Origin of the sequence: Butyrivibrio sp. LC3010 (assembly GCF_000424385.1) — a bacterium.
Classification (GTDB): domain Bacteria; phylum Bacillota; class Clostridia; order Lachnospirales; family Lachnospiraceae; genus Butyrivibrio.
The window spans coordinates 135,017-159,995 of the sequence record NZ_AUJU01000002.1 but is presented as its reverse complement, the minus strand read 5'-3'; the positions used below and the strand labels follow the sequence as shown (position 1 = coordinate 159,995).

Here is a 24,979-nt window from a genome sequence, read left to right as displayed (position 1 = left end):
ATTATTTTTATGAAGACAAAAGAAGAATTACAAAGATTAAGGGAGGAGATAATCGAGACTTGTCTCTCTCTTCTGGAACAGGGACTTATAGTAAGAACATGGGGGAATGTAAGTGCCAAGATTGATGAAAAGCATTATCTCATTACACCAAGCGGAATTAAATATGAGGACCTGACACCGGAAATGTTACCTATAGTTTCCATAGAGGATAATTCATATACCGGTGATTATAAACCTTCCAGTGAAAGCCTTGTTCACGCAGCAATCTACAGCATAAGAAATGATGCGGAGTTTATTATTCACACACATCAGGTATATGCTACCTGTGTGGGGGCTCTGGGGAAGAAACGTTTAAAGGCAGAACATAAAGAGAAGAAAGTTGTTTTTCCTGTGGCACAATATGCGCTGCCCGGTACTAAAAAGCTTGCAGATAATGTAAAAGAGGCATCGAGTAAAAATGCCGATGCAAGAAGTATAATTATGGCTAATCACGGTATTGTTGCATTTGGTCATAATGCAAACGACGCCTATAAAGAGGCCCTTAAGCTTGAGATAGCTGCAAAGAAATATATCTTTAATATTTGTAAGACTGATATTTCAAATGATGTAGAAGAAGGATTTTCAAGTAAACTGGAAGATGGTAAAATAGTTTACCAAAGAAGCGATACGCCTGAACGAATTAAGCTTATTCATCAGACGATATATTCGAAAAGACCTGATATTTCCTACATTTTTCATAATAAATCAGAGGCTGTAATGACTATCTCCAGAAGAGTTAATCATATGAGGCCGCTTTTGGATGATTTTGCTCAGATTATCGGAACCAGCTTGAGGATTCCCACATCAGAAGGAACACCTCTTAGTGTAAAGAAAAATATAAATGCGGTTTTTGCATATAACGATGGTGCGTATTGCCTTGGAAATACTGAAGATGACGCGAAAGCTGCGGCAATTGTTCTGGATAAAGGATGCATTGCTCATATTGCTGTAATGCGTTTTGGTGAAGGACGATTTATCTCATTGTATGATTGTTCCAAGATGAACAGAAACTACAGAAAAAATTATAGTGTCCTTGCAAATTCTGTAAAATAACATAAAATTAAACTATGAATTCTTGAGCGCAATAGGAATAGCGTTCAAAAAATCTAGTCCAATACGATTTATGAATTTCTGAAGAATTCATGGATCTATAAATAACTAAACATGAGGTGACAGATATGGCTAATGAAAATGATAAATATGTAGCTTATGTTGCGAGCTACACTTCAGGATCAAAAGATAACTATGGTATCAGAATCTATGATGTTGATGTAAAAAACGGAAGAATGACTGAGAAGGAGAAAGTAAAAATCACAAATTCTTCTTACATCGTTCTGTCACACAGTAAGGAAACACTTTACTCTATTACAGATGCCGGTGTTGAAGCTTATCATATTGAGGATGATGGAAGTCTTACGATTCTCAATAAGGCATCAATTAATGGTATGCGCGGATGCTATATAAATATGGATCAGTTTGACAGATTCCTTATTTGTGCAGGATATCATGACGGTAAAGTAACAATACTTAAGCTGAATGATGATGGAAGCATAGGTGAGATCACTGATGAGAAGTTCCATAAGGGACTTGGAACCATTGCGGGACGAAATCATACACCGCACGTTCAGTGTATAAAAGTGACCAAGGATAATAAATATCTCCTTGCAGCTGATCTTGGAATGGACAGAGTAAATGTTTACAAATTCGATACTGAGCATGGTAAGATTTCTGATATTGATGTGATTCACTGCGATCAGGAATCATCACCGAGACATATGCAGTTCTCTAAGGACGGAAAATTCCTTTATGTTGTTTTTGAACAGCAGTGCAGCATAAATGTTTATACGTATTCTGAGGAAAAGGGATTACCTTCCTTTGAAGAAATTCAGTCAGTTCAGAATTCTGATGAGCAGGACACAATAGGTGTAGCCAGCAGTGCGCTTAAATTCTCAGATGATTACAATTATCTTGTAAGCTCTGTTGCAGGCGAGAACAATGTTGTTATTTACAAGGTAGATAAGGAAACAGGACTTCTTACCAAAAAGATTGAACTTCCTATTTCAGGAGAATATCCTAAGGACGCTTGCCTGTTCCCTGATAATAAGCATCTTGTTTCACTTAATCAGGAATCAAGTACAATGACATTTTTCAACGTTGATTTTGACAACAATACTCTTGTAATGAATGGACCTGAGCTTGAGGTAGACAGACCGAACTGTATCATATTCCATAAGCTTGGTCAGAGAGTTAAGGTAAGATAAAGATTTCGATAATATTATAAGGATAATAAAAAGTGGACTTTCTGAGTTGAAAGCCCACTTTTTTTATTCAATAGGAAATTCCTTCGGATTTCCTATTGAATAAAAAGCGCTCCGCTATGGATGCGACTGGTGCGCAGATGAATTTTGCAAGCTAAAGCTTGCGCGCACCAGCGCGCAAAGAGTCGCGAGCGACTCTTTGTTCTGTAGGAAATTCCGTTGGATTTCCTACATGACTGTTGGATAAGTAAGAGTTCACTGTAACACTTAAATGTCATTACCGTAAAAATCTGTTATGTATGTCATTTTAGAATGCATATTTGAAATGAGGAGATCAAGTATTGTAAATGCACACATGCACTCAACAACTACAACAGCTCTTGGGACCACAACAGGGTCATGGCGTCCCTTTATGTTCACCTCAATTTCATCGCCGCTTCTATTTATTGTTGTCTGAGTAGAGGATATGCTTGGAGTGGGTTTTACATGAGCCCTCAGAATAATGTCTGAACCATCACTCATACCGCCAAGAATACCTCCGGAATGGTTTGTCTTCTTTATAACATTATGATTTTGATCAAATGAAAACGAATCATTATTCTGGCTTCCGTAGGCTGCTGATGCATTGATGCCATCACCGATTTCTACCGCTTTGACAGCACCGATACTCATGACAGCATGAGAAAGCATGGCGTCAAGCTTGTTAAAAACAGGTTCACCTATTCCGGCTGGCATTCCTTTTATGACACATTCAATAACGCCACCGACTGAATCACCCTTTTTTCTGCAATTATTTATAAGTTCAACGGCTTTCTTATCAGCCTTGGCATCAGGCATGGCTGTAATAGTGCTAAGTACAACTGATTTATCTATATTAGAAGTATCAGCCTCCACATCACCGATTGATTTTGTGTAGGCAGTGACCTCAATTCCAATTTTCTTTAAAAGCTTTTGACATATTGCGCCTGCAGCGACACGACCTATGGTTTCACGGCCGGATGATCTGCCGCCTCCTCTGTAATCTCTAAAGCCATATTTGACATCAAAACCATAATCGGCATGTCCGGGTCTGTAATACTCTGCAATTTCAGAATAATCACCGGATCTCTGGGAGGTGTTTTTTACAATAAGAGAGATAGGTGTACCAGTGGTTTTGCCTTCAAATATTCCGGAGAGGATTTCTACTTCATCATCCTCTTTCCTGGGAGTAGTAACGACGGAGGATCCGGGTTTACGTCTGTCCATAAATACCTGGATATCAGCCTTATTTAAAGGCATTCCTGCAGGAAAGCCATCTAATACGACTCCCAACGCTTTCCCATGTGATTCACCCCAGGTTGTGATTGTTATGTTGTTACCGAAAACTGAACCGCTCATTATTATCATTTCCCCTTTTGTCAATTAGTTCTTTCTATTTTGGCACAGAATAAGCTTTATATCAAACTAAAAACCTTGATTTTTTCTAATTATTGTGGTATTTCTTAAAATATTCTTAATTTTTTATTTAAAATTTGAAATAAAGAGGTATAATAGTAATTGGATTATATTTTATGAGGTTATGAGGGAATGCGTGCGAATCATTTACAGATGGGACCGACCTTTAAAGATAAGGTCATGGATAATGTCCGCACTTTTAACAGAAAACATAAGTATTTAAGATTTTTGGGTACGTTCTATGCAATAGTGGCATTGATACTGTATAGGATAGCACTTCATTTTTGCAGCAATGCTAAGAGATATACATGTCTAGCGTCAATTCTTTTTTTCTTTATTTCTATTAGTAGTTTTACTTATCCTGAAGCAATTGGGCTTAACGTCAGCTTTGTAACAGATTTTACTGAAGATGAAGACACGGAGTATTTTATAGCTGATTCCCTGGAAGAGGTTTTACCGGAGTCTGAGGCAGAACTTGCGCAGATCAGTCCTGTTGATAAAGACAAAATTCTAAGTGAAGAAGATACGAATGTTTCGGAAGATCAGGAACTTAAGGAAGGATTTTTGCTTGCAGGAGATATTGAGAATCTTGAAGATTCTTCAGATTCTGAATACGTAGATAATGAAGAAAAGCAGAACGAGAAATTCGATAAGGATGATTGGAAAATAATACTTGTAAATAAACAACATCCTATTCCGGATAATTATGAATTTCCGCTGGGTGAAATTGATGATACTATGAAATGCGATGAGAGAGTATTGTCACCACTTAAGGCTCTGCTCAAGGCAGCTGCAGCAGACGGTATAAACCTTGCCATTTGTTCTCCCTATAGAGACAGCGCAAGGCAGGAGAATCTGTTTTCAAGAAAAATAAACAATTATCTTGAAGCAGGACTTTCTTATATGGAAGCATATAATGCGTCATCCCAGGCAGTAACTGTTCCCGGGGCTTCTGAGCATCAGATAGGACTTGCATTTGATATTGTATGTGGAACATATTATAATCTTGATGAAGGATTTGGCGATACGGCAGAAGGTAAATGGCTGGCTGATAACAGCTATAAATACGGTTTTGTCGTGCGTTATCTTAAGGGCAAGGAAAACATAACCGGTATCGAGTATGAACCATGGCATTTCAGGTATGTCGGTGTTGATGCTGCTACGATTATGTATAATGAGAATCTTTGTCTGGAAGAATTTTGGGATAATTATTTGTATGATTAGTTTGGGGGCTGTTGTATAATATACGACAGCTTCTTTTATCATATAGGAAAATCTGTTCGATTTCCTACATGATAAAAGCACTCCGTGGGATGCGCAGCTCGCGGAAAGGTATTTAATTGCTTCGCAATACCGATCGCGCGCGAGGATTTTGCAAACAAAATCCTTTTTATAGCATAGGATAATCCTTCAAAATCCCTGGAAGATAATAAATCTATTTACGAAAGGAATTATATGTATAAGCTTTTAAAAAAAGAGGGAATGGCGAAAAGAGCAGAATTTGAGACTGTTCATGGAACCATTCAGACTCCTGTTTTTATGAATGTTGCAACCGTTGCAGCAATTAAGGGCGCAGTTTCGACAGAGGATCTTGAACAGATCGATACTCAGGTTGTGCTTTCAAATACGTACCATTTGCATCTTCGTCCCGGTGATGATGTTATTTATAAAATGGGCGGACTACATAAGTTTATGAGCTGCAACAAGCCTATTTTAACTGATTCAGGCGGATTTCAGGTCTTTTCTCTCTCTGAAAACAGAAAGATTAAAGAGGAGGGAGTGTACTTCAGATCACACATTGACGGACATAAACTTTTTATGGGCCCTGAGGAAAGTATGAGGATTCAGTCTCATATCGCTTCAACCATCGCTATGGCATTTGATGAATGTCCTTCTGCCAGGGCAGATCATGAATATGTGAAAATGTCTGTTGACAGAACTACAAGATGGCTAAAGCGTTGTCAGGATGAAATGAACAGACTTAATTCACTTCCTGATACCATTAATAAAAATCAACTTCTTTTCGGAATCAATCAGGGAGCAATATTTGAAGATCTTCGAATAGAACATGCAAAGCGTATATCAGAAATGGAGCTTGACGGATATGCTGTTGGCGGACTTGCCGTAGGCGAGACCCATGAGGAGATGTATCACGTACTTGACATTGTTACTGAGCATCTGCCTGAAAATAAACCCACTTATCTTATGGGAGTTGGTACACCTGCCAATATTCTTGAAGCTGTTGACAGAGGAATCGATTTCTTTGACTGTGTATATCCCAGCAGAAACGGCAGACATGGGCATCTTTATACAAAGAGAGGTCATATTAATCTGATGAATGCCAAGTATGAGCTTGATGACAGACCGATTGAAGAAGGTTGTAATTGTCCTGCATGCAGAAGATATTCAAGAGGATATATAAGACATCTTCTTAAGGCAGGAGAAATGCTTGGTATGCGACTTTGTGTTCTGCATAACCTGTATTTCTATAATCATCTTATGGAAGATATAAGAAACGCCCTGGATGCAGGCTGCTACAAAGCTTTTAAGAAAAATACCCTGAATGCAATGCTTGAATACGATTCAGAGGAGCCGACTGAGCGTTATGATATAGCAAAGGGATGGAAAAAGGGTTAAATTGTTACTTGTTAAAAAAGGCTATTAATTGTAAGATACTACATATGTTTAATAAAAGGTAATTTGGAGGTTGATATGAGTTTTGTGAACAGAATGGCCCTTGAAAGTGCCGGGGCTGTAAATGGTACCGGAAGCATTATGATAATTGTGGTTTATATTGCAATTTTTGCGGTACTTTATTTTATCATGATTCGTCCACAGAGAAAGGAACAGAAGCAGAAGGCACAGATTCTTTCCCAGCTTGCTGTTGGTGACAGTGTCAGAACTACCGGTGGATTCATCGGAACAGTAATTGATATTGATGATGAATCATCTACAGTAATCGTTGAATTTGGTAATAACAAGAACTGTCGTATTCCTATGGTTAAGGAAGCTATTGTTGAAGTTGAGAAGCCTGAGGATGCTGTAAAGGACAGCTCAAAAGACGATAAAAAGTAACTTAAAAGAGGACTGGTTTCAGTCTGCATTATAACGTGGACAGCCGGCGAACTTTATTTTTGCCGGCTGTAACTATATGGGGAGTTGGTTACCGCCAGCGTGCATACCTTTCACACTTGCAGATTTGTATTTGACCATAATGAGTCAAATATAAACATATAGTTTAAAGAGGAGAAAAAATATGAAAATGGGGATAACCTGTATACCGGGTGATGGTATAGGACCGGAAATTGTAGCAGAGGCTAAGAAAGTTCTTGATAAAGTCTGCTCTGTTTACGGCCATGAAATAGAGTTTACTGATGTTCTTATGGGCGGAGCTTCTATTGACGCCTATGGTAAACCTCTTACTGAAGAAACAATCGAGGCCTGCAGAAAAGCAGATGCCGTTTTGATGGGTTCAATTGGTGGAAACACTTCTACTTCACCCTGGTATAAACTTGAACCGTCTCTTAGACCCGAAGCCGGACTTCTTGCGCTTCGAAAATCCTTAAATCTATTTGCAAATTTAAGACCAGCTTTTTTATATGATCAGCTTCAGGATGCATGTCCGCTTAAAGCAGAGACATCAGATAAGGGCTTTGATCTCCTTATTATGAGAGAATTAACAGGCGGATTGTATTTTGGTGACAGGAAAACTGAAGAAGTCGATGGTGAGCTTGTTGCAACCGATACGCTTGTTTATAAAGAGAGCGAGATAAGAAGAATTGCAATCAAAGCCTTCGAAGTAGCAATGCAGAGATCCAAAAGCGTAATAAGTGTTGATAAGGCGAATGTACTTGATTCCTCAAGACTTTGGAGAAAGGTGGTTGAGGAAGTAGCAGCAGACTATCCGGAAGTAAAGCTCTCACATATGCTTGTTGATAACTGTGCAATGCAGCTTGTTAAGGATCCTTCTCAGTTTGATGTTGTATTAACTGAGAATATGTTTGGAGATATCCTTTCTGATGAGGCAAGTATGATTACCGGATCAATAGGTATGCTTCCAAGCGCTTCTTTAAATGAGACCAGTTTTGGATTATATGAACCAAGTCATGGAAGTGCACCGGATATAGCAGGCATGGATATTGCCAATCCTATTGCCACAATTTTGTCAGCAGCTATGATGCTAAAATTCACGTTCAAGCTTGATAAAGAGGCTCAAAGCATAGAAGATGCAGTAAAAAAGGCTCTTGAAGATGGCTATAGAACTGTAGATCTTATTCGTGGTGATGAGAGCATTGATGAGAGTAAAAAGTGTGGATGCTCTAAGATGGGAGATATAATTGCTTCGCGAATCGAAAGAATCTGAAGATGACTTAACTTTATATGATTATCTGCCCCAGGAACCTATAGATATGGTGGTTGTGCTTACAGTGATAGCTATGTTCTTTTACTATATCTGGCGCTCCACTTATCTGACTCCCTGGTATGATGAATTATATACATATTATTATTTTATAAGCAGAGGACCTGTATATGCGGCTATTCATTGGCCGCTTCCGAATAATCACGTAGGGTATTCAGTGCTTTCATCTATACTCGACTTATTCGGCAATTCATATATGGGGCTGAGGGGAATATCTTTCTTTTGTGCTGTTTTAAACCCTTTTCTTGTTTATAGGCTGGGCAGACGTTTTTTTGATGATTGGTATGCATATGGAGCTATGCTTTTGTATTTTTCCAATATGCTTGTTAATGAAATGTCGGTTCAGGGAAGAGGATATACTCTTGCAACGACCTGTTTTCTAATTACTATAAGGCAGCTGACGATTATATGCAGATCTGGTGAGTTTAAGCTTTTTGATTACATTGCTTTTGGAACTGCATTGGTACTGGGTTTATACACATTGCCAAGCAGTATTTACTGGGTTATACCATCATGCCTTGCAGCAGGTTTCTTTCTGGTTGTAAATGGCTACAGAACGTATGACAATAGAGGTCAGATTTGGACTTCAAGATATTATAAAATACTAAAGAACTGTATTATCACAGGGCTTATCAGCGCGCTGATCGTGTTTGTCCTTTATCTTGTTATATGGCTTGCAATTGGATCGAATCTTCTTGTTAAGGATGAGAGCAGTGTATTTTATGGTATGTCACATGTCAGACTAATACTTACACATCCGTTCAAGGCTTCTTTTACGGGTATTGATTATATGCTCTCTCAGCCTTATATACAAAGTGTAAGCAGGAATGGCTATATCCAGAATCTTTTAAATTGGGCAAGAGGCTTATGCGGATATAATTATCCGGGTTTAAATGCTGTTACGTATTTTTTTATAATAAGCGCAAGTATTATTCTGATATTTGAGTGTATAAGACATTTTGAAAACAGCAGAACAATTTTTAATCTGCTTATGGTGTTTAATATAATCGGCTATCCTATTATGCTTATTATTCAGGCTAAATTACCATATTTTCGTGTATTTTCCTATGCAGGAGTTCTTTCTGCCATGTCATTTGCTTTTGTGCTTGAGCATTTAAGCGTAAAGCTAAGATACTTACTCAGGAAAAGGGAGAAGAGCAGGGGGCTGAAAAATATTATAGTTTCATTACCTGTTTTAATGATGGTCGTAATGTCAGTTGTAATGATTTTAAGACCGGATTATCATAATCAGCTCGGCAAAAGAGAAACCAATTGTTATAACGCTCTCTATATTGCACATCCCACGAGTGCTAAAAAGATATGTGCCATTGATTGTGATCAGCAATTTCTGCTTAAATTCGGATGGGGAATTGATTGCGAAAATTATGATATAACGGATTGTGATTATATTCTTGTCGATAAAAATATGATGTATGAAGGCTATAATGGGCCGGACTTATGGAAATTTTATCAGACCTATGAAACAATACCCTGGGACTATGTAAATGCTAACTATTTTATCTTTTATGAGAATGAGAACTTTGTTTTATATAAAAGATAAGAGAGATAGTATAAATTATGAAAATTGTGGAACGTTAGAGATTTATCTTAAGCGGATCCGCTAAAGATATTATTAAGGAGGTTTTTTATGAACAGTGATCGCGTAATGGAAGGACTTCAACAGGCACCTCACAGAAGCTTGTTTAATGCACTTGGCTTCACAGCTGAAGAGAGGAAAAAGCCTCTTATTGGTATAGTAAGCTCTCAGAGTGATATAATTCCGGGACATATGGAGTTGGACAGAATTGCACAGGCAGTAAAGCTTGGTGTTGCCGAGGCTGGCGGAATGCCCGTAATCGTACCGGCTATAGCTGTATGTGACGGTATTGCAATGGGACATGTAGGAATGAAGTATTCACTCGTAACAAGAGATCTTGTTGCAGATAGTACTGAGTGTCTGGCAATGGCTCATGCTTTCGATGGAATGGTAATGATTCCCAACTGTGATAAAAATGTTCCCGGACTTCTTATGGCTGCTGCCAGAGTAAATATTCCCACTATTTTCTGCTCAGGCGGTCCTATGATGGCAGGACGTGTGCACGGTAAAAAACGCTCATTAAGTTCAATGTTTGAGGCAGTAGGCAGTGTATCAGCTGGAAAAATGACTGATGAAGAACTGTCTGAATTTGAAGAAAAGGTTTGTCCTACCTGTGGTTCATGTTCAGGAATGTATACTGCTAATTCCATGAACTGTCTTACAGAGGTTATAGGAATGGGCCTTAGAGGTAACGGAACTATTCCTGCGGTATATTCTGCGCGCATAAGACTTGCTAAAAAGGCAGGATATCAGATCATGGAGCTTGTTAAGAATAATATTCGTCCCAGAGATATCATGACAAAGGAAGCTTTTGAGAATGCTCTTGCCATGGATATGGCGCTGGGATGCTCTACAAACACCATGCTTCATCTGCCGGCAATTGCTCATGAGGCAGGTATAGAGATCAATATGGAGATGGCAAATGAGATTTCCGACAGAACACCAAACCTTTGCCATCTTGCACCTGCAGGTCCTACTTACATGGAAGATCTTAATGAGGCAGGCGGTATTTATGCGGTAATGAGCGAGCTCGCAAAGAAGGATCTGCTTCATCTTGATCTGCTAACCTGCACAGGAAAAACTGTGGGCGAGAATATAAGGAATGTTCATAATCTTGATCCGGAAGTTATAAGACCGATAGATAATCCATATATGCCAAACGGCGGTATCGCTGTTCTTAAGGGGAATCTTGCTCCTGATACCGGCATTGTAAAGAGATCGGCAGTTGTTCCTGAGATGATGGTACATGAAGGCCCCGCAAGAGTATTTGATTGTGAAGAAGATGCTATCGCTGCAATTCTTGGTGGAAAGATAGTAGAAGGTGATGTGGTAGTTATCAGATACGAAGGTCCTAAGGGCGGTCCCGGCATGAGGGAAATGCTTAATCCTACCTCTGCAATTGCAGGTATGGGACTTGGTTCAACTGTAGCACTTATCACAGACGGACGCTTCTCGGGCGCAAGCAGAGGCGCTTCAATAGGCCATGTATCACCTGAAGCAGCTGTTGGGGGACCGATTGCACTTGTAAAAGAGGGAGATATTATTTCTATCGATATTAATAACAATAAACTCGATATGAAGGTATCTGATGAGGAGCTTGCTAAGAGAAGAGCTGAGTGGACTCCCAGAGAACCCAAAATCACAACAGGATATCTTTCCAGATATGAAAAGATGGTTACAAGTGGTAACAGAGGAGCAATTCTTGAAATAAAATAATAAAAAAGCAGGTTGAGAAAAGGAGCAATATTTAAATGCAGCTTACAGGAGCACAGATTGTACTGGAATGCCTTAAAGAACAGGGAGTAGATACTGTTTTTGGTTATCCGGGGGGAACAATTTTAAATGTTTACGATGAATTATATAAGCAACAGGATCAGATAAAGCACATTTTAACGTCACATGAGCAGGGCGCATCACATGCTGCGGACGGATATGCAAGAGCAACAGGAAAAGTTGGCGTTTGCCTTGCAACCAGCGGCCCGGGCTCTACAAACCTTGTGACAGGTATTGCATCTGCATATATGGACTCAGTTCCTATGGTTGCAATTACCTGTAATGTAAATCTGCCGTTGCTTGGTAAAGATACCTTTCAGGAGGTAGATATCGTAGGTATAACCATGCCTATAACAAAACACGGTTATATTGTTAAGGACATAAAACAGCTTGCAGATACTATAAGAAAAGCATTTGATATTGCAAGGAGCGGAAGACCGGGACCTGTAATTGTTGATATTACTAAGGATGTAACAGCAGCAAAATGCGATTATAAATTCTCAGAACCTGTTCATAAGGACAGACCGTTAAAGTATACTGAAGATGATATTGCTACAGCAGTTAAGATGATTGAGCACGCTAAAAGACCATTTATATATGTCGGTGGTGGTGCTGTTATTTCAGGTGCTAATAATGAACTGCTCACATTTGCTGAGAGAATTCAGGCACCTGTATGCGATACACTTATGGGAAAAGGCGCGTTTAATGGTCATCACAGCCTCTATACCGGTATGATTGGTATGCATGGCACTAAAACTTCTAACTTTGGTGTCAGTGAATGCGATCTTTTGATTACTCTTGGAGCGAGATTCTCTGATCGTGTTATAGGAAATGCCAAGACTTTTGCTAAGAAAGCAAAGATACTGCAGATTGATATAGATGCTGCAGAGATCAATAAGAATATACGTACTGATTATTATATAGTGGGTGACCTTAAGGAAGTGCTTGAGAAAATCAATGATAAGCTTACCCAGCAGAATCATTCTGAATGGATTGCTCATATTAAAGAATATGAGAAGAAGTTCCCGCTTAATTATGACAAAGAATCTCTTACATGTCCTTATGTAATTGAGACTTTGGATAAATTAACTGATGGTGAAGCTATCATTTCAACTGATGTAGGACAGCATCAGATGTGGACTGCGCAATTCTACAAATTCAAGCATCCCAGAACTTTCCTCACCTCCGGTGGCCTTGGAACTATGGGATATGGACTTGGCGCAGCCATTGGTGCAAAGGTTGGCATGCCTGAAAAGACTGTAGTAAATATTGCAGGTGACGGATGCTTCAGAATGAATATGAACGAACTGGCAACTGCCAGCAGATATAATATTCATGTGATTGAGGTAGTTATAAACAATCAGGTTCTTGGTATGGTAAGGCAGTGGCAAAACTTGTATTATAATCAGCACTATTCAAATACCATTCTTACCGACAAAGTGGACTATTGTAAAGTTGCTGAAGCACTTGGATGTATGGCAATCAGAGTTACAAAGAAGGATGAGGTTCTTCCTGCCCTTAAAAAAGCTCTGGATGCGAAAGGTCCTGTACTTCTCGATATTGCAGTTGATCCGGATGAGAAGGTATTTCCTATGGTATCTCCCGGCGGATCAATAAGTGAAGCTTTTGATGAGAAAGATTTAGAGGGAAAGGACAGGGCATAACTGTCCGGATAAGGTATGAAGAAGAGGGGAATTTTATATTTAGTTCTGGCATTATCTTTGGGTTCTTTTATAACAATATATTTACTGTTGGGCTTTTACTACAGCGGAAGCTTTGCTTACGGTACATGGATCAATCATGTTTATTGTACCGGTAAGACAGTGAATGAGGCCAATAATGAGCTGAAGAACAATACCTTTTACAATGGTATTGTTGTTTCAGCTGCCGATGGGGAAAAGTACTTCATCAATTCAGATTCTATTGATTTTAGTATCGATTACTATGATGAGCTTAAAAATATAATGGATTCCCAAAATCCATTTATTTGGGGAGAAAATTTATTTATATCAAAGAATCGTGAAATCCCGGGCAGTCCTTCTTTTGATGAGGAAAAGCTTGAAAAAATATTGCTTGAATGGAATCTGTTTGATGTAACAGATAAGCCATATTATCAGCTAAAGAAAAATGATAGCGGATATTATTTGGAAACATCCTCTGAAAAGACGGCTAATTTCCGTAAAGTTTATGATTTTGTGAAAGATGCTGTTTATCAGAAAAAGTATGAAGCTGATGTGAGCTCGTTATCTGACTTTTATGATGATATAAAAGCGACAGAGGACGACATGAAGGTCTATGATCTGTTTGAGAGAATAGATAAAGTTCAAAATAACGATGCTTCGATTAGGATAGCCGAAAATAAAATAAGTGCCGCTCCGTCTGATATCACTGAATGGATGATCACTCTTGATGAGTTGGATAAGGCTATTGATGAAGAAAAGAGCGAGGAAAATCCGGGAAATGGTTACTTTATTGCAGGTGATAAGGTAATAGAGTTTCCAAGAGATTATCGTGTCGAAGAGAATATTGTAACTGATAAAGATGGTAATATTCTTTTAAGCTGCTCCAATGTATACGATTTTATCTGTGACAAGCTGGCTGAGATAGATACAAATCAATGTATAGAAAGATATCAGAAAGATGGCAAAGGTCTCATTTATGTCAGCGGCAACAAGAACGGAAAGCTATATGATGAGAATAAGGAATATGAGAATTTCGTAAATTCTATTGATGGTGCCGGACCTGCTGTGTCTGAAATAGCTCTTCCCAATAAATCATTAGTTTTGGATGGTGCTGAGCTTGGTAAGGAATATATTCTTGTTGATATGGGTAATCAGCATCTTAGATATTACAAGAATGGAAAAATCTGTATTGAGTATGACATTGTAACCGGTAATATCGGCCTCGGAAGAGGTACTCCTGTAGGACTTTACCACATTTACAATAAGCGATATCACACAATTTTACGAGGTGCTGACTATGCTTCATTTGTAAATTATTGGCTTGGTGTTAATAAGGGAATAGGGATACATGATGCCACCTGGAGAAAGGAATTTGGTGGCGAAATTTACAAACGTTCCGGTTCTCATGGATGCATAAATTCACCACTTGATCTCATGGAAAAACTGTATAATCAAGTTGAAGTTGGCGTACCTGTATTGCTTTATTACTAAATTAAAACTCCTGAATTTCTAATGAAATTTAGGAGTTTTTTCTTTTAAAAATATTAAATAACATTAATTATGGAATATACAGTTGACAAAAAAATATTTGTGATTTAAATTATTTTTAAATCAAAGATTCGAGTTCTAAAAAAATAAAAAATTAAATTTGTGTTTGCCAAATATTTTTTTATCACAGGAGGAAAAAACAGTGTCCAGAGTTTACAATTTTAGTGCAGGTCCGGCAGTACTTCCGGAAGAGGTTTTAAAACAGGCTGCAGCAGAGATGCTTGATTATAACGGAAGTGGAATGTCAATTAATGAGATGAGCCACAGATCCAAGGCCTTTGATCAGGTTATTCAGACAGCTGAACAGGATATCCGCGATCTTATGAATATTCCTGATAATTATAAAGTTCTATTTTTTCAGGGCGGTGCAAGTCAGCAGTTTGCAGCGGTACCAATGAACCTTATGCAGAATAAAAAGGCAGCATATATAGTTACCGGACAGTGGGCTAAAAAGGCAATGGCAGAAGCAAAGAAGTATGGAGAAGTGGTCGAAGTTGCTTCAAGTGCAGATAAGACTTTCTCATATATTCCTGATTGCTCTGATCTGGATATTCCGGAAGACGCTGATTATGTATATATTTGCGAGAATAATACAATTTATGGAACAAAGTTCAAGAAGCTTCCTAATACTAAAGGACACATTCTTGTATCCGATGTATCTTCATGCTTCTTATCTGAGCCTGTAAATGTAAATGATTACGGTGTTATTTACGGCGGCGTTCAGAAGAATGTAGGACCTGCAGGACTGGTAATCAGTATCATAAGAGAAGATCTTATCAGAGATGATGTTCCTGATTTTGTTCCTACAATGCTTAAATGGAAGACTCAGGCTGACAACGGATCTCTTTACAATACACCTAACTGCTGGGCTATTTATATGTGCGGTCTTGTGTTTAAATGGCTCAAAGCTCAGGGTGGTCTTGAGGAGATGAAAAAGAGAAATGAAGAGAAAGCAGCGCTTCTTTATGATTTCCTTGATAACAGCAAGATGTTCAAAGGAACAGTAAGACCTGAGGACAGATCTCTGATGAATGTACCGTTTGTTACAGGTAATGATGACCTTAACGCAAAATTCATCGCAGAGGCAACTGCAAATGGTCTTGTAAGTCTTAAGGGACACAGAACAGTTGGTGGTATGCGTGCAAGCATTTATAACGCTATGCCTAAGGAAGGTGTACAGAAACTTGTAGACTTTATGGAAACATTTGAAAAAGCAAATTCATAATTTTTCAGAAATTTGACTTAATAAATTATTGAAAGGAAAACAAAATGTTTAAATATAAATGCTTAAATCCTATCGCAAAAGTAGGTTTAAATAATTTCACAGATCAGTACTCGGCAGTAGATAATGTGGATGATGCAGACGGAATTCTTGTCCGTAGCGCTAATATGAATGAGATGGAGTTCTCTGATAATCTTCTTGCAATTGCAAGAGCAGGCGCCGGTGTTAATAATATTCCGGTAGACAGATGTGCAGAGGAAGGTATAGTAGTATTTAATACTCCCGGAGCTAATGCAAACGGTGTTAAGGAGATGGTAATAGCAGCAATGCTTATTGCTTCCCGTGATATCATCGGTGGTGTTGAATGGGTAAGAGCAAATGCCGGAGATCCTGAAATTGCAAAGCTTACTGAGAAGACAAAGAAGAAATTTGCTGGAACAGAGATTGCTGGTAAGAAGCTCGGTATCATAGGTCTTGGTGCTATCGGAGTAAGAGTTGCAAATGCAGCAAGAAATCTGGGCATGGAAGTATACGGTTATGATCCTTATCTTTCCGTAGATGCAGCATGGAGCCTTTCATCAGATGTAAAGCACGTTACCAACGTTGATGATATCTATTCGAAATGTGACATAATCACAATTCATGTTCCTGCACTTGATAATACTAAGGGAATGATCAATGCAGAAGCAATTGCAAAGATGAAGAAGGGCGTTATTATTCTCAATCTTGCAAGAGATATCTTATGCAATGAAACAGATGTCCTTTCTGGAATCAACTCAGGTAAGATCAGAAAATATGTAACTGATTTCCCGAACACAGTAACTGCAGGTCATGATGATTGTATCGTTATTCCTCACCTTGGAGCTTCTACAGAGGAGTCAGAAGATAACTGCGCTATTAAGGCAGTGTTACAGATGAAGGACTACCTTGAAAATGGTAATATCGTGAATTCTGTTAATATGCCGCGCTGTGAGCAGGGCATTTGCACAGGTCCCAGACTTGCTATTATCCATAAGAATGTTGCAGGTATGATTGGTAAGTTTACTCAGGTACTTGCAAATGCGAATTACAATATTTCAAATATGACAAATAAATCCAGAGGTGATTTCGCTTATACTATTATTGATGTTGAAAGTAGTATTTCTGATGACCTTGTTAAGGAAATCCAGGACATTGATGATGTAATACGTGTTCGTGTAGTAAGAAAGGATGTATAAAAATGGCTGACGTAAGAGCTTTTGCTGCATATAGACCAAGAAAAGACATAGCTGATAGAGTTGCAGCACTTCCTTATGATGTTTACAACAGAGAGGAAGCGAGAGCTGAGGTTGAGCGTGAACCAATGTCATTTCTTGCAATAGACAGACCTGAAACACAATTTCCGGAAGATCATGATATGTATGCTGAAGATGTTTATCAGAAGGCACATGATATGCTTTGGGAAAAGATTGAAAATGGAATTTTCATACATGATGAAAAGCCTTGCTATTATCTGTATGAACAGACCATGAACGGCAGAGTTCAGACAGGTATCGTGGCATGCAGCTCTGTAGATGACTATGATAATAATGTTATTAAAAAGCATGAGAATACTCTTGCAAAAAAAGAAGCTGACAGAATACATCATGTAGATTCATGTGATGCTCAGACAGGACCAATCTTTTTATGCTATAGAGAAAATGATTCCATAAGAAAGGTGATAAACAGAGTCAAGGCTGAGGATGAACCCCTTTATGACTTTGTGACCAAAGATGGAATAAAAAGCAGAGTTTTCATTATTGATAAGGATAATGAGATAGAAACCATAGCTGAAGCTTTTAAGGGTATGGACAGCATCTATATAGCAGATGGTCATCACAGATGCGCTTCTGCGGTTAAAGTTGCAAAGAAAAGAAGGGCTGAGGATCCTGACGCTAATGGAAACAAGGAATATGATTTCTTTTTATCTGTACTGTTTCCTGATAGCGAGCTGATGATCATGGATTATAATCGTGTGATCAAGGATTTAAATGGAATGTCTAAGGAAGATTTTCTTCAGAAAATATCCGAGAAGTTTGATGTTCAGGAGGAAGCCGGACAGGTTAAGCCTTCACAAAAATGCGAGATCGGAATGTATCTGGGAAATAAATGGTACAGATTAAATGCACACGATGATATTAAGAGTGATGATGCTGTAGAGGGGCTTGATGTAAGCGTTCTTCAGAACCATGTACTTACACCTCTCTTAAATATCAGTGATCCCAAGAATGATCCCAGAATTGATTTTGTAGGTGGAATCCGTGGATTATCTGAACTTGAGAAGAGATGCGATAATGACTGTGTTTTAGCATTTGCTATGTATCCAACAGACATTCATGAGCTCTTTGCTGTAGCAGATGCTGGAAGACTTATGCCTCCAAAGTCAACATGGTTTGAACCTAAGCTTTTAAGTGGCTTGTTCATCCATACAATTTAATTTACGAATAATCTGCACAGATTCTTTATTTTGCTTGACATTAAATGCATCTATGCTAAGATTATTTTGCCTGATTAATGAGTGTTTAGAAGGGCTGCATGCGAAATATGCATGCTGCCCTTTTTCTATCGTATATAATTAGTGGTTACGGAGTAGCTGGAAACCGTTAGTACATGTCCTTGGGGGCGTTTATGGTATCCGCATCCGATTTATTATGATAAATTTCATTTATTGGTTACAGAGGAGGAAAAAGTAATTGGATCTGGATCGTCAGAGAAAAGCGCCTGTGTATGAAGCGCTTGAAAGATTTAGAAAGCAGAGGGTTGTTCCATTTGACGTACCCGGACATAAAAGAGGACGTGGTAATGCTGAGTTAGTGAGATTTCTAGGTGAACAGTGTGTTGGAATTGATGTTAATTCCATGAAACCTTTGGATAATTTATGTCATCCTGTCTCTGTAATAAAGGAAGCAGAAGAACTTACAGCAGATGCTTTTGGAGCTGAGCATGCTTTTTTAATGGTTAACGGTACAACAAGTGCTGTACAGGCTATGGTATTGTCCTCAGTAAAGCATGGCGAAAAAATCATTATGCCAAGAAACGTTCACAAAAGTGCAATTAATGCGCTTATTTTATGTGGAGCTGTTCCTGTTTACATCGATCCTAAGGTTGATACCAAGCTAGGAATTCCTCTTGGCATGGAAATTTCTGATGTTGAGGCTGCAATCAAAGAGAATCCTGATGCGAAGGCTATTTTAATCAATAATCCTTCCTATTATGGAATATGTTCAAATCTTCAGGCAATTGTTGACCTGGCTCATGAGAATGGAATGAAGGCGCTTGTTGATGAAGCTCACGGAACTCACTTGTATTTTGGACCTAACCTTCCCTTGTGTGGTATGAGGGCAGGAGCTGACATGGCCGCAATAAGCATGCATAAGTCGGGAGGCAGCCTGACTCAGAGCTCACTTCTTCTTTGTGGTAAGAATGCAAATATTGGATATATAAGCAGAATAGTTAATCTTACACAGACCACCAGCGCAAGCTATCTTCTGATATCAAGCCTTGATATTTCAAGAAGAAATCTGGCACTTCATGGCCATGACAGCTTTGAGAAGGTTACAGCAATGGCAAAATATGCAAGAGAAGAGATTAATGAAATTCCCGGCTATTATGCGTATGGTCACGAGCTGATTAATGGTGGAAGCATCTATGACTTTGACGAGACTAAGCTTGTTGTTAATACAAGAGGTGTAGGGCTGACCGGTATAGAGGTTTATGATCTCCTCCGTGATGAATATGACATTCAGATGGAATTTGGTGACCTTTCTAATGTAATGGCGTACATTTCTATCGGTGACAGGCTCCAGGATATAGAGAGACTTGCAGGAGCATTGTCAGATATAAGAAGATTGTATGCAAAACCTGAGCAGGAATTCTTCTCAGCAGAATATGTAACACCTATAGTAAAGGCTACTCCACAGGAAGCTTTTTATGCTGAAAAGGTATCACTTCCTATAAAAGAAACAGTTGGAAGAATAAGTGCTGAATCAGTAATGTGTTATCCTCCGGGAATACCTATCATTTCACCAGGAGAAGTAGTTACCGAGGAGATACTTGATTATATTCTTACTGCAATGGAAAAAGGATGCTCAATGCAGGGGCCTGAAAGTGAAGATATATCAGAATTACAGGTACTAAAATAGATTTCTGATTTTAATATATTAAGTCTGTTTATTTAATGGAGGAAACAAGATGCCACAGATGGACTATTGGTTTGGTGAAATGCATACCAATAATGTGAAAATAAATATCAGATTAAGTAAGCAATTATTTTCAGGCTCTAGTGAATTTCAAAGGATTGACGTATTTGATTCACCGGAATTTGGTAAGTTTCTTGCATCGGATGGTAATATTATCTTCTCTGAAAAAGATGAGTTTACTTATGACGAAATGATTGTTCATGTACCCATGGCTGTTCATCCAAAGGTACAGAGAGTGCTGGTACTTGGCGGAGGTGATGGCGGGGTGGCCAGAGAGCTGAGCTACTATGATGAGATCAAGGTAATTGATGTTGTAGAGCCTGACAGCATGTTTGTAGAGGTATGTAAGCAGTACTTCCCTGACAACGCCTGTGGACTTGATGATGACAGAGTGCATATCTATTATCAGGATGGATTGAAGTTCCTTAGAAAATGCGAAGATATGTATGACCTTATAATAAATGATGTAACAGAGCCTCTTGGACATGAAGCCGGACTTTTTACTAAGGAATTTTACGGAAGCTGTTACAAGGCACTTCATGATGACGGAATAATGGTATATCAGCATGGAAGCCCTTTCTATGATGAAGATGAGGAGAGCTGCAGAGCTATGCACAGGAAGGCATACAGAGTATTCCCTGTCAACAGAGTATATCAGGCTCATATACCCACCTGTCCAGCTGGGTACTGGCTTTTTGGATTTGCCAGCAAAAAGTATCATCCTCTAAAGGATTTCAATCCTGACAGATGGGATGAGAGAAATATAAAGACATGGTATTATACAACACATCTTCATAAAGGAGCTTTTATGCTTCCAAAATATGTTGAGGATCTTCTTCAGGAAGAAGAAGCAATGTCAAGGTAAAGGAGAAATTATGAGCAGATTATTAGTTATTGGCTGTGGCGGAGTAGCACAGGTTGCAATTCAGAAATGCGCACAGAACAGTAAAGTATTTACTGAGATGTGCATAGCTTCAAGAACTGTTTCTAAGTGTGATGCGCTTAAGGAAAAACTTGAAAAGGCAGGTACTCCTGTTAAAATCACGACGGATACCGTTGACGCAGATGATGTAGAAGATATAAAGAGAGTAATAAACAGTTATAAGCCTGATGCAGTGCTTAACGTTGCACTTCCTTATCAGGATCTCACAATAATGGATGCATGCCTTGCATGTAAGGTTGACTATATTGATACTGCCAATTATGAGCCCGAAGACACTGATGATCCTGAGTGGAGAAAAATATATGAGAAGCGTTGTAAGGAGAAAGGATTTACAGCATACTTCGATTACAGCTGGCAGTGGGCTTATTTTGACAAATTCAAGGAAGCCGGACTTACAGCTCTTTTAGGAACAGGATTCGATCCTGGTGTAACTTCTGTATTTACAGCATATGCAAAAAAGCATTATTTTGATGAGATTCATTACATTGACATCATGGATTGCAATGGTGGAGATCATGGTTACGCTTTTGCTACAAACTTCAATCCTGAGATCAATTTAAGAGAAGTTTCTGCAAACGGAAGCTATTGGGAAGATGGACACTGGGTTGAGACAAAGCCCATGGAAATAAAGAGAGAATATGATTTTGCCCAGGTTGGTAAAAAGGACATGTATCTGCTTCATCATGAAGAAATCGAAGCTCTTGGCAGAAATTTCCCCGAAGTAAAAAGAATTCGTTTCTTCATGACATTTGGACAGAGCTATCTTGATCATATGAGATGCCTTGAAGACGTAGGAATGCTTTCAACAAGTCCTGTTATGTTCGAAGGACGCGAAATAGTGCCGATTCAGTTTTTGAAAGCACTTTTACCTGATCCTGCAAGTCTTGGCCCCAGAACAGTTGGAAAGACAAACATCGGTTGTATTTTCAGAGGCATCAAGGACGGTAAAGAGAGAACAATCTATATTTATAACGTATGTGATCATCAGGAATGCTATAAGGAGCTTGGAAGTCAGGCTATTAGCTACACAACAGGTGTTCCTGCTATGATAGGTACTGCTCTTGTAGTTACAGGTCAGTGGAAGAAACCCGGCGTATTTACTACGGATGAGTTTGATCCCGATCCGTACATGGAGATGCTTAATGAGTATGGTCTTCCCTGGGTTGTAGAAGAGAATCCTACTCTTATAGATTGATACTATTACATTCGCAGAAGGGCTATATAGTAAGCAGTCTAATCTGATGCTTGATATAAATATACGAAATAAAAAAGGGGTGTTCTCCGAATGGAGATCACCCTTACTTTAACTAAAAGAAATCTATTCATTAAAAATCTTTTTGAGGGCACGCATGACATCACTTGCCATAAAAGGTTTTACTACAAAATCTTTTGCGCCTTTTTTAAGAGCAAGAACAATCATGGGTTCCTGTTTTTGATCGGAACACATGATTACGTTTGCGTTTGGATCAAATTCCATAACGCCTGTAAGAGCGTCTATGCCGTTCATAACAGGCATATTTATATCAAGAATTAAAAGATCCGGCTTTTTCTCTTTATATTGATCTACAGCCTGCTGTCCGGTAGTTGCCTCTCCAACAATCTCGTATTTTTCTTTGTCCAGTGCTGATTTTAGCATCTCTCTCATGAATGTTGTATCATCGGCTATAAGGATACGTTTGCGCATATTAACCCCCATGTGTATAGTTATTCATTAATAAGTATTTAAAAATCTTATATAAATAATTATTACAACAAAATCATCCAATATCCAATAAAAAAGAGTTACAATTCTATTAATTAAAAATAAACAAAGAAAGGGATTTTCAAATAAATGGAAACTCAGTTTTCAAGAACTGAATTACTTATAGGAAAAGAAGCGCTTAATAAACTTGCTGACAGTCATGTGGCTGTATTTGGAGTGGGCGGTGTTGGCGGCTATGTATGTGAAGCCCTGGCGCGAAGCGGCATTGGTGAATTTGACCTTATTGATAGTGATACGGTAGCATTAAGTAATTTAAACCGTCAAATAATCGCCCTAAACAGCACAATCGGTAAATATAAAACTGAAGTAATGAAGGATAGAATGCTGGACATTAATAAAAATATAAAGGTTAATGTTCATAACTGTTTCTTTCTTCCGGAAAATGCATCCGAATTTGATTTTACAAAATATGATTATATAGTAGATGCAGTTGATACAGTTACCGCAAAGATTGAAATAATAATGAGGGCAAAGCAGTTAAATATTCCTGTAATCAGCGCAATGGGTGCGGGAAATAAGATGGATCCCTCACGATTTAAAGTTACAGATATTTATAAAACCAGTGTCTGTCCTTTGTGCAGGGTTATGAGGAGAGAACTGAAAAAGAGAAATATTGATAGTTTAAAGGTTGTTTATTCAGATGAGGAACCGATAAAAACAGAAGCCGGAAGGCTTCCGGGAAGCACTGCTTTTACGCCTTCAGCATGCGGACTTGTTATAGCCAGTGAGGTGGTAAAGGACCTGATAAAAGGCATAGAGTAATTACTGATAATATATAGTTTTTGAGGATTAATAGATGAAAATCAATGAAGTAAATACACCGGCGTATGTTATTGATGAAAAAAAGCTGCGTGAAAACTGTGAGATTTTAAAGCGCGTTCAGGATAGTTCAGGCGCAAAAATATTACTTGCGCAGAAAGCTTTTTCTGCATACAGTACTTATCCGATTATTGCAAAATATCTAGCGGGAACAACATCATCAGGCCTATTTGAAGCAAAACTTGCCCATGAAGAATTCTATCCGGAGAACGATAAAAACATTAAGCCGGAAGTTCATGTTTTCGAACCGGCATATAATGACGATGAGATGGAAGAATTGTGTAACATCTGCGATCATATGGTCTTTAACTCATTAAATCAACTGGAGCATCACAGAAATAAATGGGAAAAAGCTGTTCACGACAGCACATTATCAGTAGGACTTCGTATTAACCCTGAATTTTCAACTCAGAGCGATCACGAAATCTATGATCCCTGTGCTCCGGGATCAAGACTTGGAATCAGATTATGTGATCTACCGGATGAAATACCTGAAGGTGTTGAAGGACTGCATTTCCATACACTTTGCGAGCAGGGATTTGAACCCTTAAAGGCTACTTTTAATGCTTTTGAGAAGCACTTTAGAAAATATTTAACTGACAAAAACCACAAGATTAAATGGTTAAATCTTGGAGGCGGCCATCATATTACAAAAGATGATTATGACAGAGAAGGACTTATTGAGCTTGTAAGATACATAAAAGAAACCTATGATGTTGAAGTATATCTTGAGCCAGGTGAAGCTATAGCTATAGATGCGGGATATCTCATAACTACAGTAATGGATGTTGTAAAAACTGAAAAATATCCTGTACTCATACTTGATACTTCAGCTGCCTGTCACATGCCTGATGTTCTTGAGATGCCCTACAGACCACCTCTTAAAGACAGCGGAGAAGCCGGTGAAAAGGAGTATACTTACAGACTTTCATCAAGAACCTGTCTTGCTGGAGATATCATCGGTGATTACAGCTTTGATAAAGAAATACAGATCGGTGACAGACTGATATTCGAAGACATGGCTATATACAGTATGGTGAAAAACAACACCTTTAACGGCATGGCTCTGCCTGATATTGTACTTTTACATGAGAATGGAGAAGTAAATATCATAAAACATTTCGGATATGAAGATTTTAAAATGAGATTATAGAAGCCGGATTTCTTTAGAAATACACAGAGGTATGTTTTTTTTAATATTATAAAAAATGAAGAATACTAATGTAGCGTATGTTATAAATATATGTTAAAATTTCATACAGTAA

The 24,979-nt window shown here is 38.5% G+C and carries 20 protein-coding genes; 18 read left to right on the top strand and 2 right to left on the bottom strand.

Going from position 1 to position 24,979, the window contains the following annotated elements; all coding sequences use genetic code 11:
• Nucleotides 1-9: 9 nt before the first annotated feature.
• Both G622_RS24240 and G622_RS0102555 read left to right on the top strand, forming a co-directional pair.
• Entirely contained in the window at nt 10-1,092 is a 1,083-nt protein-coding gene (locus tag G622_RS24240) for a class II aldolase/adducin family protein (RefSeq protein WP_049945651.1), read from the top strand.
• A 125-nt stretch (nt 1,093-1,217) separates the two neighbouring features.
• Nucleotides 1,218-2,300, top strand: coding sequence for a lactonase family protein (locus G622_RS0102555; protein WP_026509364.1), 1,083 nt, complete (start codon nt 1,218-1,220; stop codon nt 2,298-2,300).
• Nucleotides 2,301-2,564: 264 nt separating this feature from the next.
• Here the strand turns inward: G622_RS0102555 and aroC are convergent, their stop codons facing one another.
• The gene (gene aroC, locus G622_RS0102550; protein WP_026509363.1) at nt 2,565-3,674 is read right to left on the bottom strand and encodes a chorismate synthase; all 1,110 of its coding nucleotides are present in this window, start codon (nt 3,672-3,674) and stop codon (nt 2,565-2,567) included.
• 189 nt (nt 3,675-3,863) lie between these two features.
• Here aroC and G622_RS24235 point away from each other — a divergent pair, with 189 nt between their 5' ends.
• The 14 genes from G622_RS24235 to G622_RS0102480 all read left to right on the top strand — a co-directional run bounded on the left by G622_RS24235 (nt 3,864) and on the right by G622_RS0102480 (nt 22,328).
• On the top strand, nt 3,864-4,955 hold the full coding sequence (locus G622_RS24235) for a M15 family metallopeptidase (protein ID WP_049945650.1): 1,092 nt from the start codon (nt 3,864-3,866) through the stop codon (nt 4,953-4,955).
• A 231-nt stretch (nt 4,956-5,186) separates the two neighbouring features.
• Entirely contained in the window at nt 5,187-6,368 is a 1,182-nt protein-coding gene (tgt, locus tag G622_RS0102540) for a tRNA guanosine(34) transglycosylase Tgt (RefSeq protein WP_026509362.1), read from the top strand.
• 75 nt (nt 6,369-6,443) lie between these two features.
• Nucleotides 6,444-6,806, top strand: coding sequence for a preprotein translocase subunit YajC (gene yajC, locus G622_RS0102535; protein WP_044912737.1), 363 nt, complete (start codon nt 6,444-6,446; stop codon nt 6,804-6,806).
• Between the two features lie 181 nt (nt 6,807-6,987).
• Nucleotides 6,988-8,094 (top strand): 3-isopropylmalate dehydrogenase, encoded by a 1,107-nt coding sequence (gene leuB, locus G622_RS0102530; protein ID WP_026509360.1) that lies wholly within the window; start codon nt 6,988-6,990, stop codon nt 8,092-8,094.
• On the top strand, nt 8,069-9,712 hold the full coding sequence (locus G622_RS0102525; RefSeq protein WP_026509359.1) for an ArnT family glycosyltransferase: 1,644 nt from the start codon (nt 8,069-8,071) through the stop codon (nt 9,710-9,712). Before leuB ends, G622_RS0102525 begins: the two co-directional genes overlap by 26 nt.
• 87 nt (nt 9,713-9,799) lie before the next feature.
• Complete coding sequence (gene ilvD / locus G622_RS0102520; RefSeq protein ID WP_026509358.1) at nt 9,800-11,464, top strand: dihydroxy-acid dehydratase; 1,665 nt, start codon at nt 9,800-9,802, stop codon at nt 11,462-11,464.
• A 35-nt stretch (nt 11,465-11,499) separates the two neighbouring features.
• Entirely contained in the window at nt 11,500-13,185 is a 1,686-nt protein-coding gene (ilvB, locus tag G622_RS0102515; protein ID WP_026509357.1) for a biosynthetic-type acetolactate synthase large subunit, read from the top strand.
• A 15-nt stretch (nt 13,186-13,200) separates the two neighbouring features.
• Nucleotides 13,201-14,694, top strand: coding sequence for a L,D-transpeptidase (locus G622_RS0102510; protein WP_026509356.1), 1,494 nt, complete (start codon nt 13,201-13,203; stop codon nt 14,692-14,694).
• Between the two features lie 199 nt (nt 14,695-14,893).
• Complete coding sequence (serC, locus tag G622_RS0102505) at nt 14,894-15,976, top strand: 3-phosphoserine/phosphohydroxythreonine transaminase (RefSeq protein WP_026509355.1); 1,083 nt, start codon at nt 14,894-14,896, stop codon at nt 15,974-15,976.
• A gap of 44 nt (nt 15,977-16,020) precedes the next feature.
• On the top strand, nt 16,021-17,190 hold the full coding sequence (locus G622_RS0102500) for a phosphoglycerate dehydrogenase (protein ID WP_026509354.1): 1,170 nt from the start codon (nt 16,021-16,023) through the stop codon (nt 17,188-17,190).
• A 2-nt stretch (nt 17,191-17,192) separates the two neighbouring features.
• A complete protein-coding gene (locus tag G622_RS0102495; protein ID WP_026509353.1) occupies nt 17,193-18,428 on the top strand; it encodes a DUF1015 domain-containing protein in 1,236 nt (411 codons plus the stop codon).
• Between the two features lie 256 nt (nt 18,429-18,684).
• On the top strand, nt 18,685-20,133 hold the full coding sequence (locus G622_RS0102490) for an aminotransferase class I/II-fold pyridoxal phosphate-dependent enzyme (protein ID WP_026509352.1): 1,449 nt from the start codon (nt 18,685-18,687) through the stop codon (nt 20,131-20,133).
• 58 nt (nt 20,134-20,191) lie between these two features.
• Nucleotides 20,192-21,055, top strand: coding sequence for a polyamine aminopropyltransferase (speE, locus tag G622_RS0102485; protein WP_026509351.1), 864 nt, complete (start codon nt 20,192-20,194; stop codon nt 21,053-21,055).
• Between the two features lie 10 nt (nt 21,056-21,065).
• Nucleotides 21,066-22,328, top strand: coding sequence for a saccharopine dehydrogenase family protein (locus tag G622_RS0102480; protein ID WP_026509350.1), 1,263 nt, complete (start codon nt 21,066-21,068; stop codon nt 22,326-22,328).
• Nucleotides 22,329-22,451: 123 nt separating this feature from the next.
• Here the strand turns inward: G622_RS0102480 and G622_RS0102475 are convergent, their stop codons facing one another.
• On the bottom strand, nt 22,452-22,817 hold the full coding sequence (locus tag G622_RS0102475) for a response regulator (protein ID WP_026509349.1): 366 nt from the start codon (nt 22,815-22,817) through the stop codon (nt 22,452-22,454).
• Nucleotides 22,818-22,964: 147 nt separating this feature from the next.
• On the opposite strand from G622_RS0102475, the gene G622_RS0102470 reads away from it, so the two are divergent.
• Nucleotides 22,965-23,657 (top strand): tRNA threonylcarbamoyladenosine dehydratase, encoded by a 693-nt coding sequence (locus tag G622_RS0102470; RefSeq protein ID WP_026509348.1) that lies wholly within the window; start codon nt 22,965-22,967, stop codon nt 23,655-23,657.
• A 34-nt stretch (nt 23,658-23,691) separates the two neighbouring features.
• Nucleotides 23,692-24,867, top strand: a complete 1,176-nt coding sequence (gene nspC, locus G622_RS0102465; RefSeq protein ID WP_026509347.1) for a carboxynorspermidine decarboxylase — start codon at nt 23,692-23,694, stop codon at nt 24,865-24,867.
• Nucleotides 24,868-24,979: the final 112 nt, after the last annotated feature.

What these genes read in the sequence shown, in the direction of transcription:
- leuB (WP_026509360.1), top strand. Translation starts at nt 6,988, where the DNA reads ATGAAAATGGGGATAACCTGTATACCGGGTGATGGTATAGGACCGGAA.
- ilvD (WP_026509358.1), top strand. Translation starts at nt 9,800, where the DNA reads ATGAACAGTGATCGCGTAATGGAAGGACTTCAACAGGCACCTCACAGA.
- ilvB (WP_026509357.1), top strand. Translation starts at nt 11,500, where the DNA reads ATGCAGCTTACAGGAGCACAGATTGTACTGGAATGCCTTAAAGAACAG.
- G622_RS0102495 (WP_026509353.1), top strand. Translation starts at nt 17,193, where the DNA reads ATGGCTGACGTAAGAGCTTTTGCTGCATATAGACCAAGAAAAGACATA.
- G622_RS0102480 (WP_026509350.1), top strand. Translation starts at nt 21,066, where the DNA reads ATGAGCAGATTATTAGTTATTGGCTGTGGCGGAGTAGCACAGGTTGCA.
- G622_RS24240 (WP_049945651.1), top strand. Translation starts at nt 10, where the DNA reads ATGAAGACAAAAGAAGAATTACAAAGATTAAGGGAGGAGATAATCGAG.
- G622_RS0102500 (WP_026509354.1), top strand. Translation starts at nt 16,021, where the DNA reads ATGTTTAAATATAAATGCTTAAATCCTATCGCAAAAGTAGGTTTAAAT.
- G622_RS0102510 (WP_026509356.1), top strand. Translation starts at nt 13,201, where the DNA reads ATGAAGAAGAGGGGAATTTTATATTTAGTTCTGGCATTATCTTTGGGT.
- G622_RS24235 (WP_049945650.1), top strand. Translation starts at nt 3,864, where the DNA reads ATGCGTGCGAATCATTTACAGATGGGACCGACCTTTAAAGATAAGGTC.
- tgt (WP_026509362.1), top strand. Translation starts at nt 5,187, where the DNA reads ATGTATAAGCTTTTAAAAAAAGAGGGAATGGCGAAAAGAGCAGAATTT.
- speE (WP_026509351.1), top strand. Translation starts at nt 20,192, where the DNA reads ATGGACTATTGGTTTGGTGAAATGCATACCAATAATGTGAAAATAAAT.
- yajC (WP_044912737.1), top strand. Translation starts at nt 6,444, where the DNA reads ATGAGTTTTGTGAACAGAATGGCCCTTGAAAGTGCCGGGGCTGTAAAT.
- G622_RS0102555 (WP_026509364.1), top strand. Translation starts at nt 1,218, where the DNA reads ATGGCTAATGAAAATGATAAATATGTAGCTTATGTTGCGAGCTACACT.
- G622_RS0102470 (WP_026509348.1), top strand. Translation starts at nt 22,965, where the DNA reads ATGGAAACTCAGTTTTCAAGAACTGAATTACTTATAGGAAAAGAAGCG.
- nspC (WP_026509347.1), top strand. Translation starts at nt 23,692, where the DNA reads ATGAAAATCAATGAAGTAAATACACCGGCGTATGTTATTGATGAAAAA.
- G622_RS0102475 (WP_026509349.1), bottom strand. Translation starts at nt 22,817, where the DNA reads ATGCGCAAACGTATCCTTATAGCCGATGATACAACATTCATGAGAGAG.
- aroC (WP_026509363.1), bottom strand. Translation starts at nt 3,674, where the DNA reads ATGAGCGGTTCAGTTTTCGGTAACAACATAACAATCACAACCTGGGGT.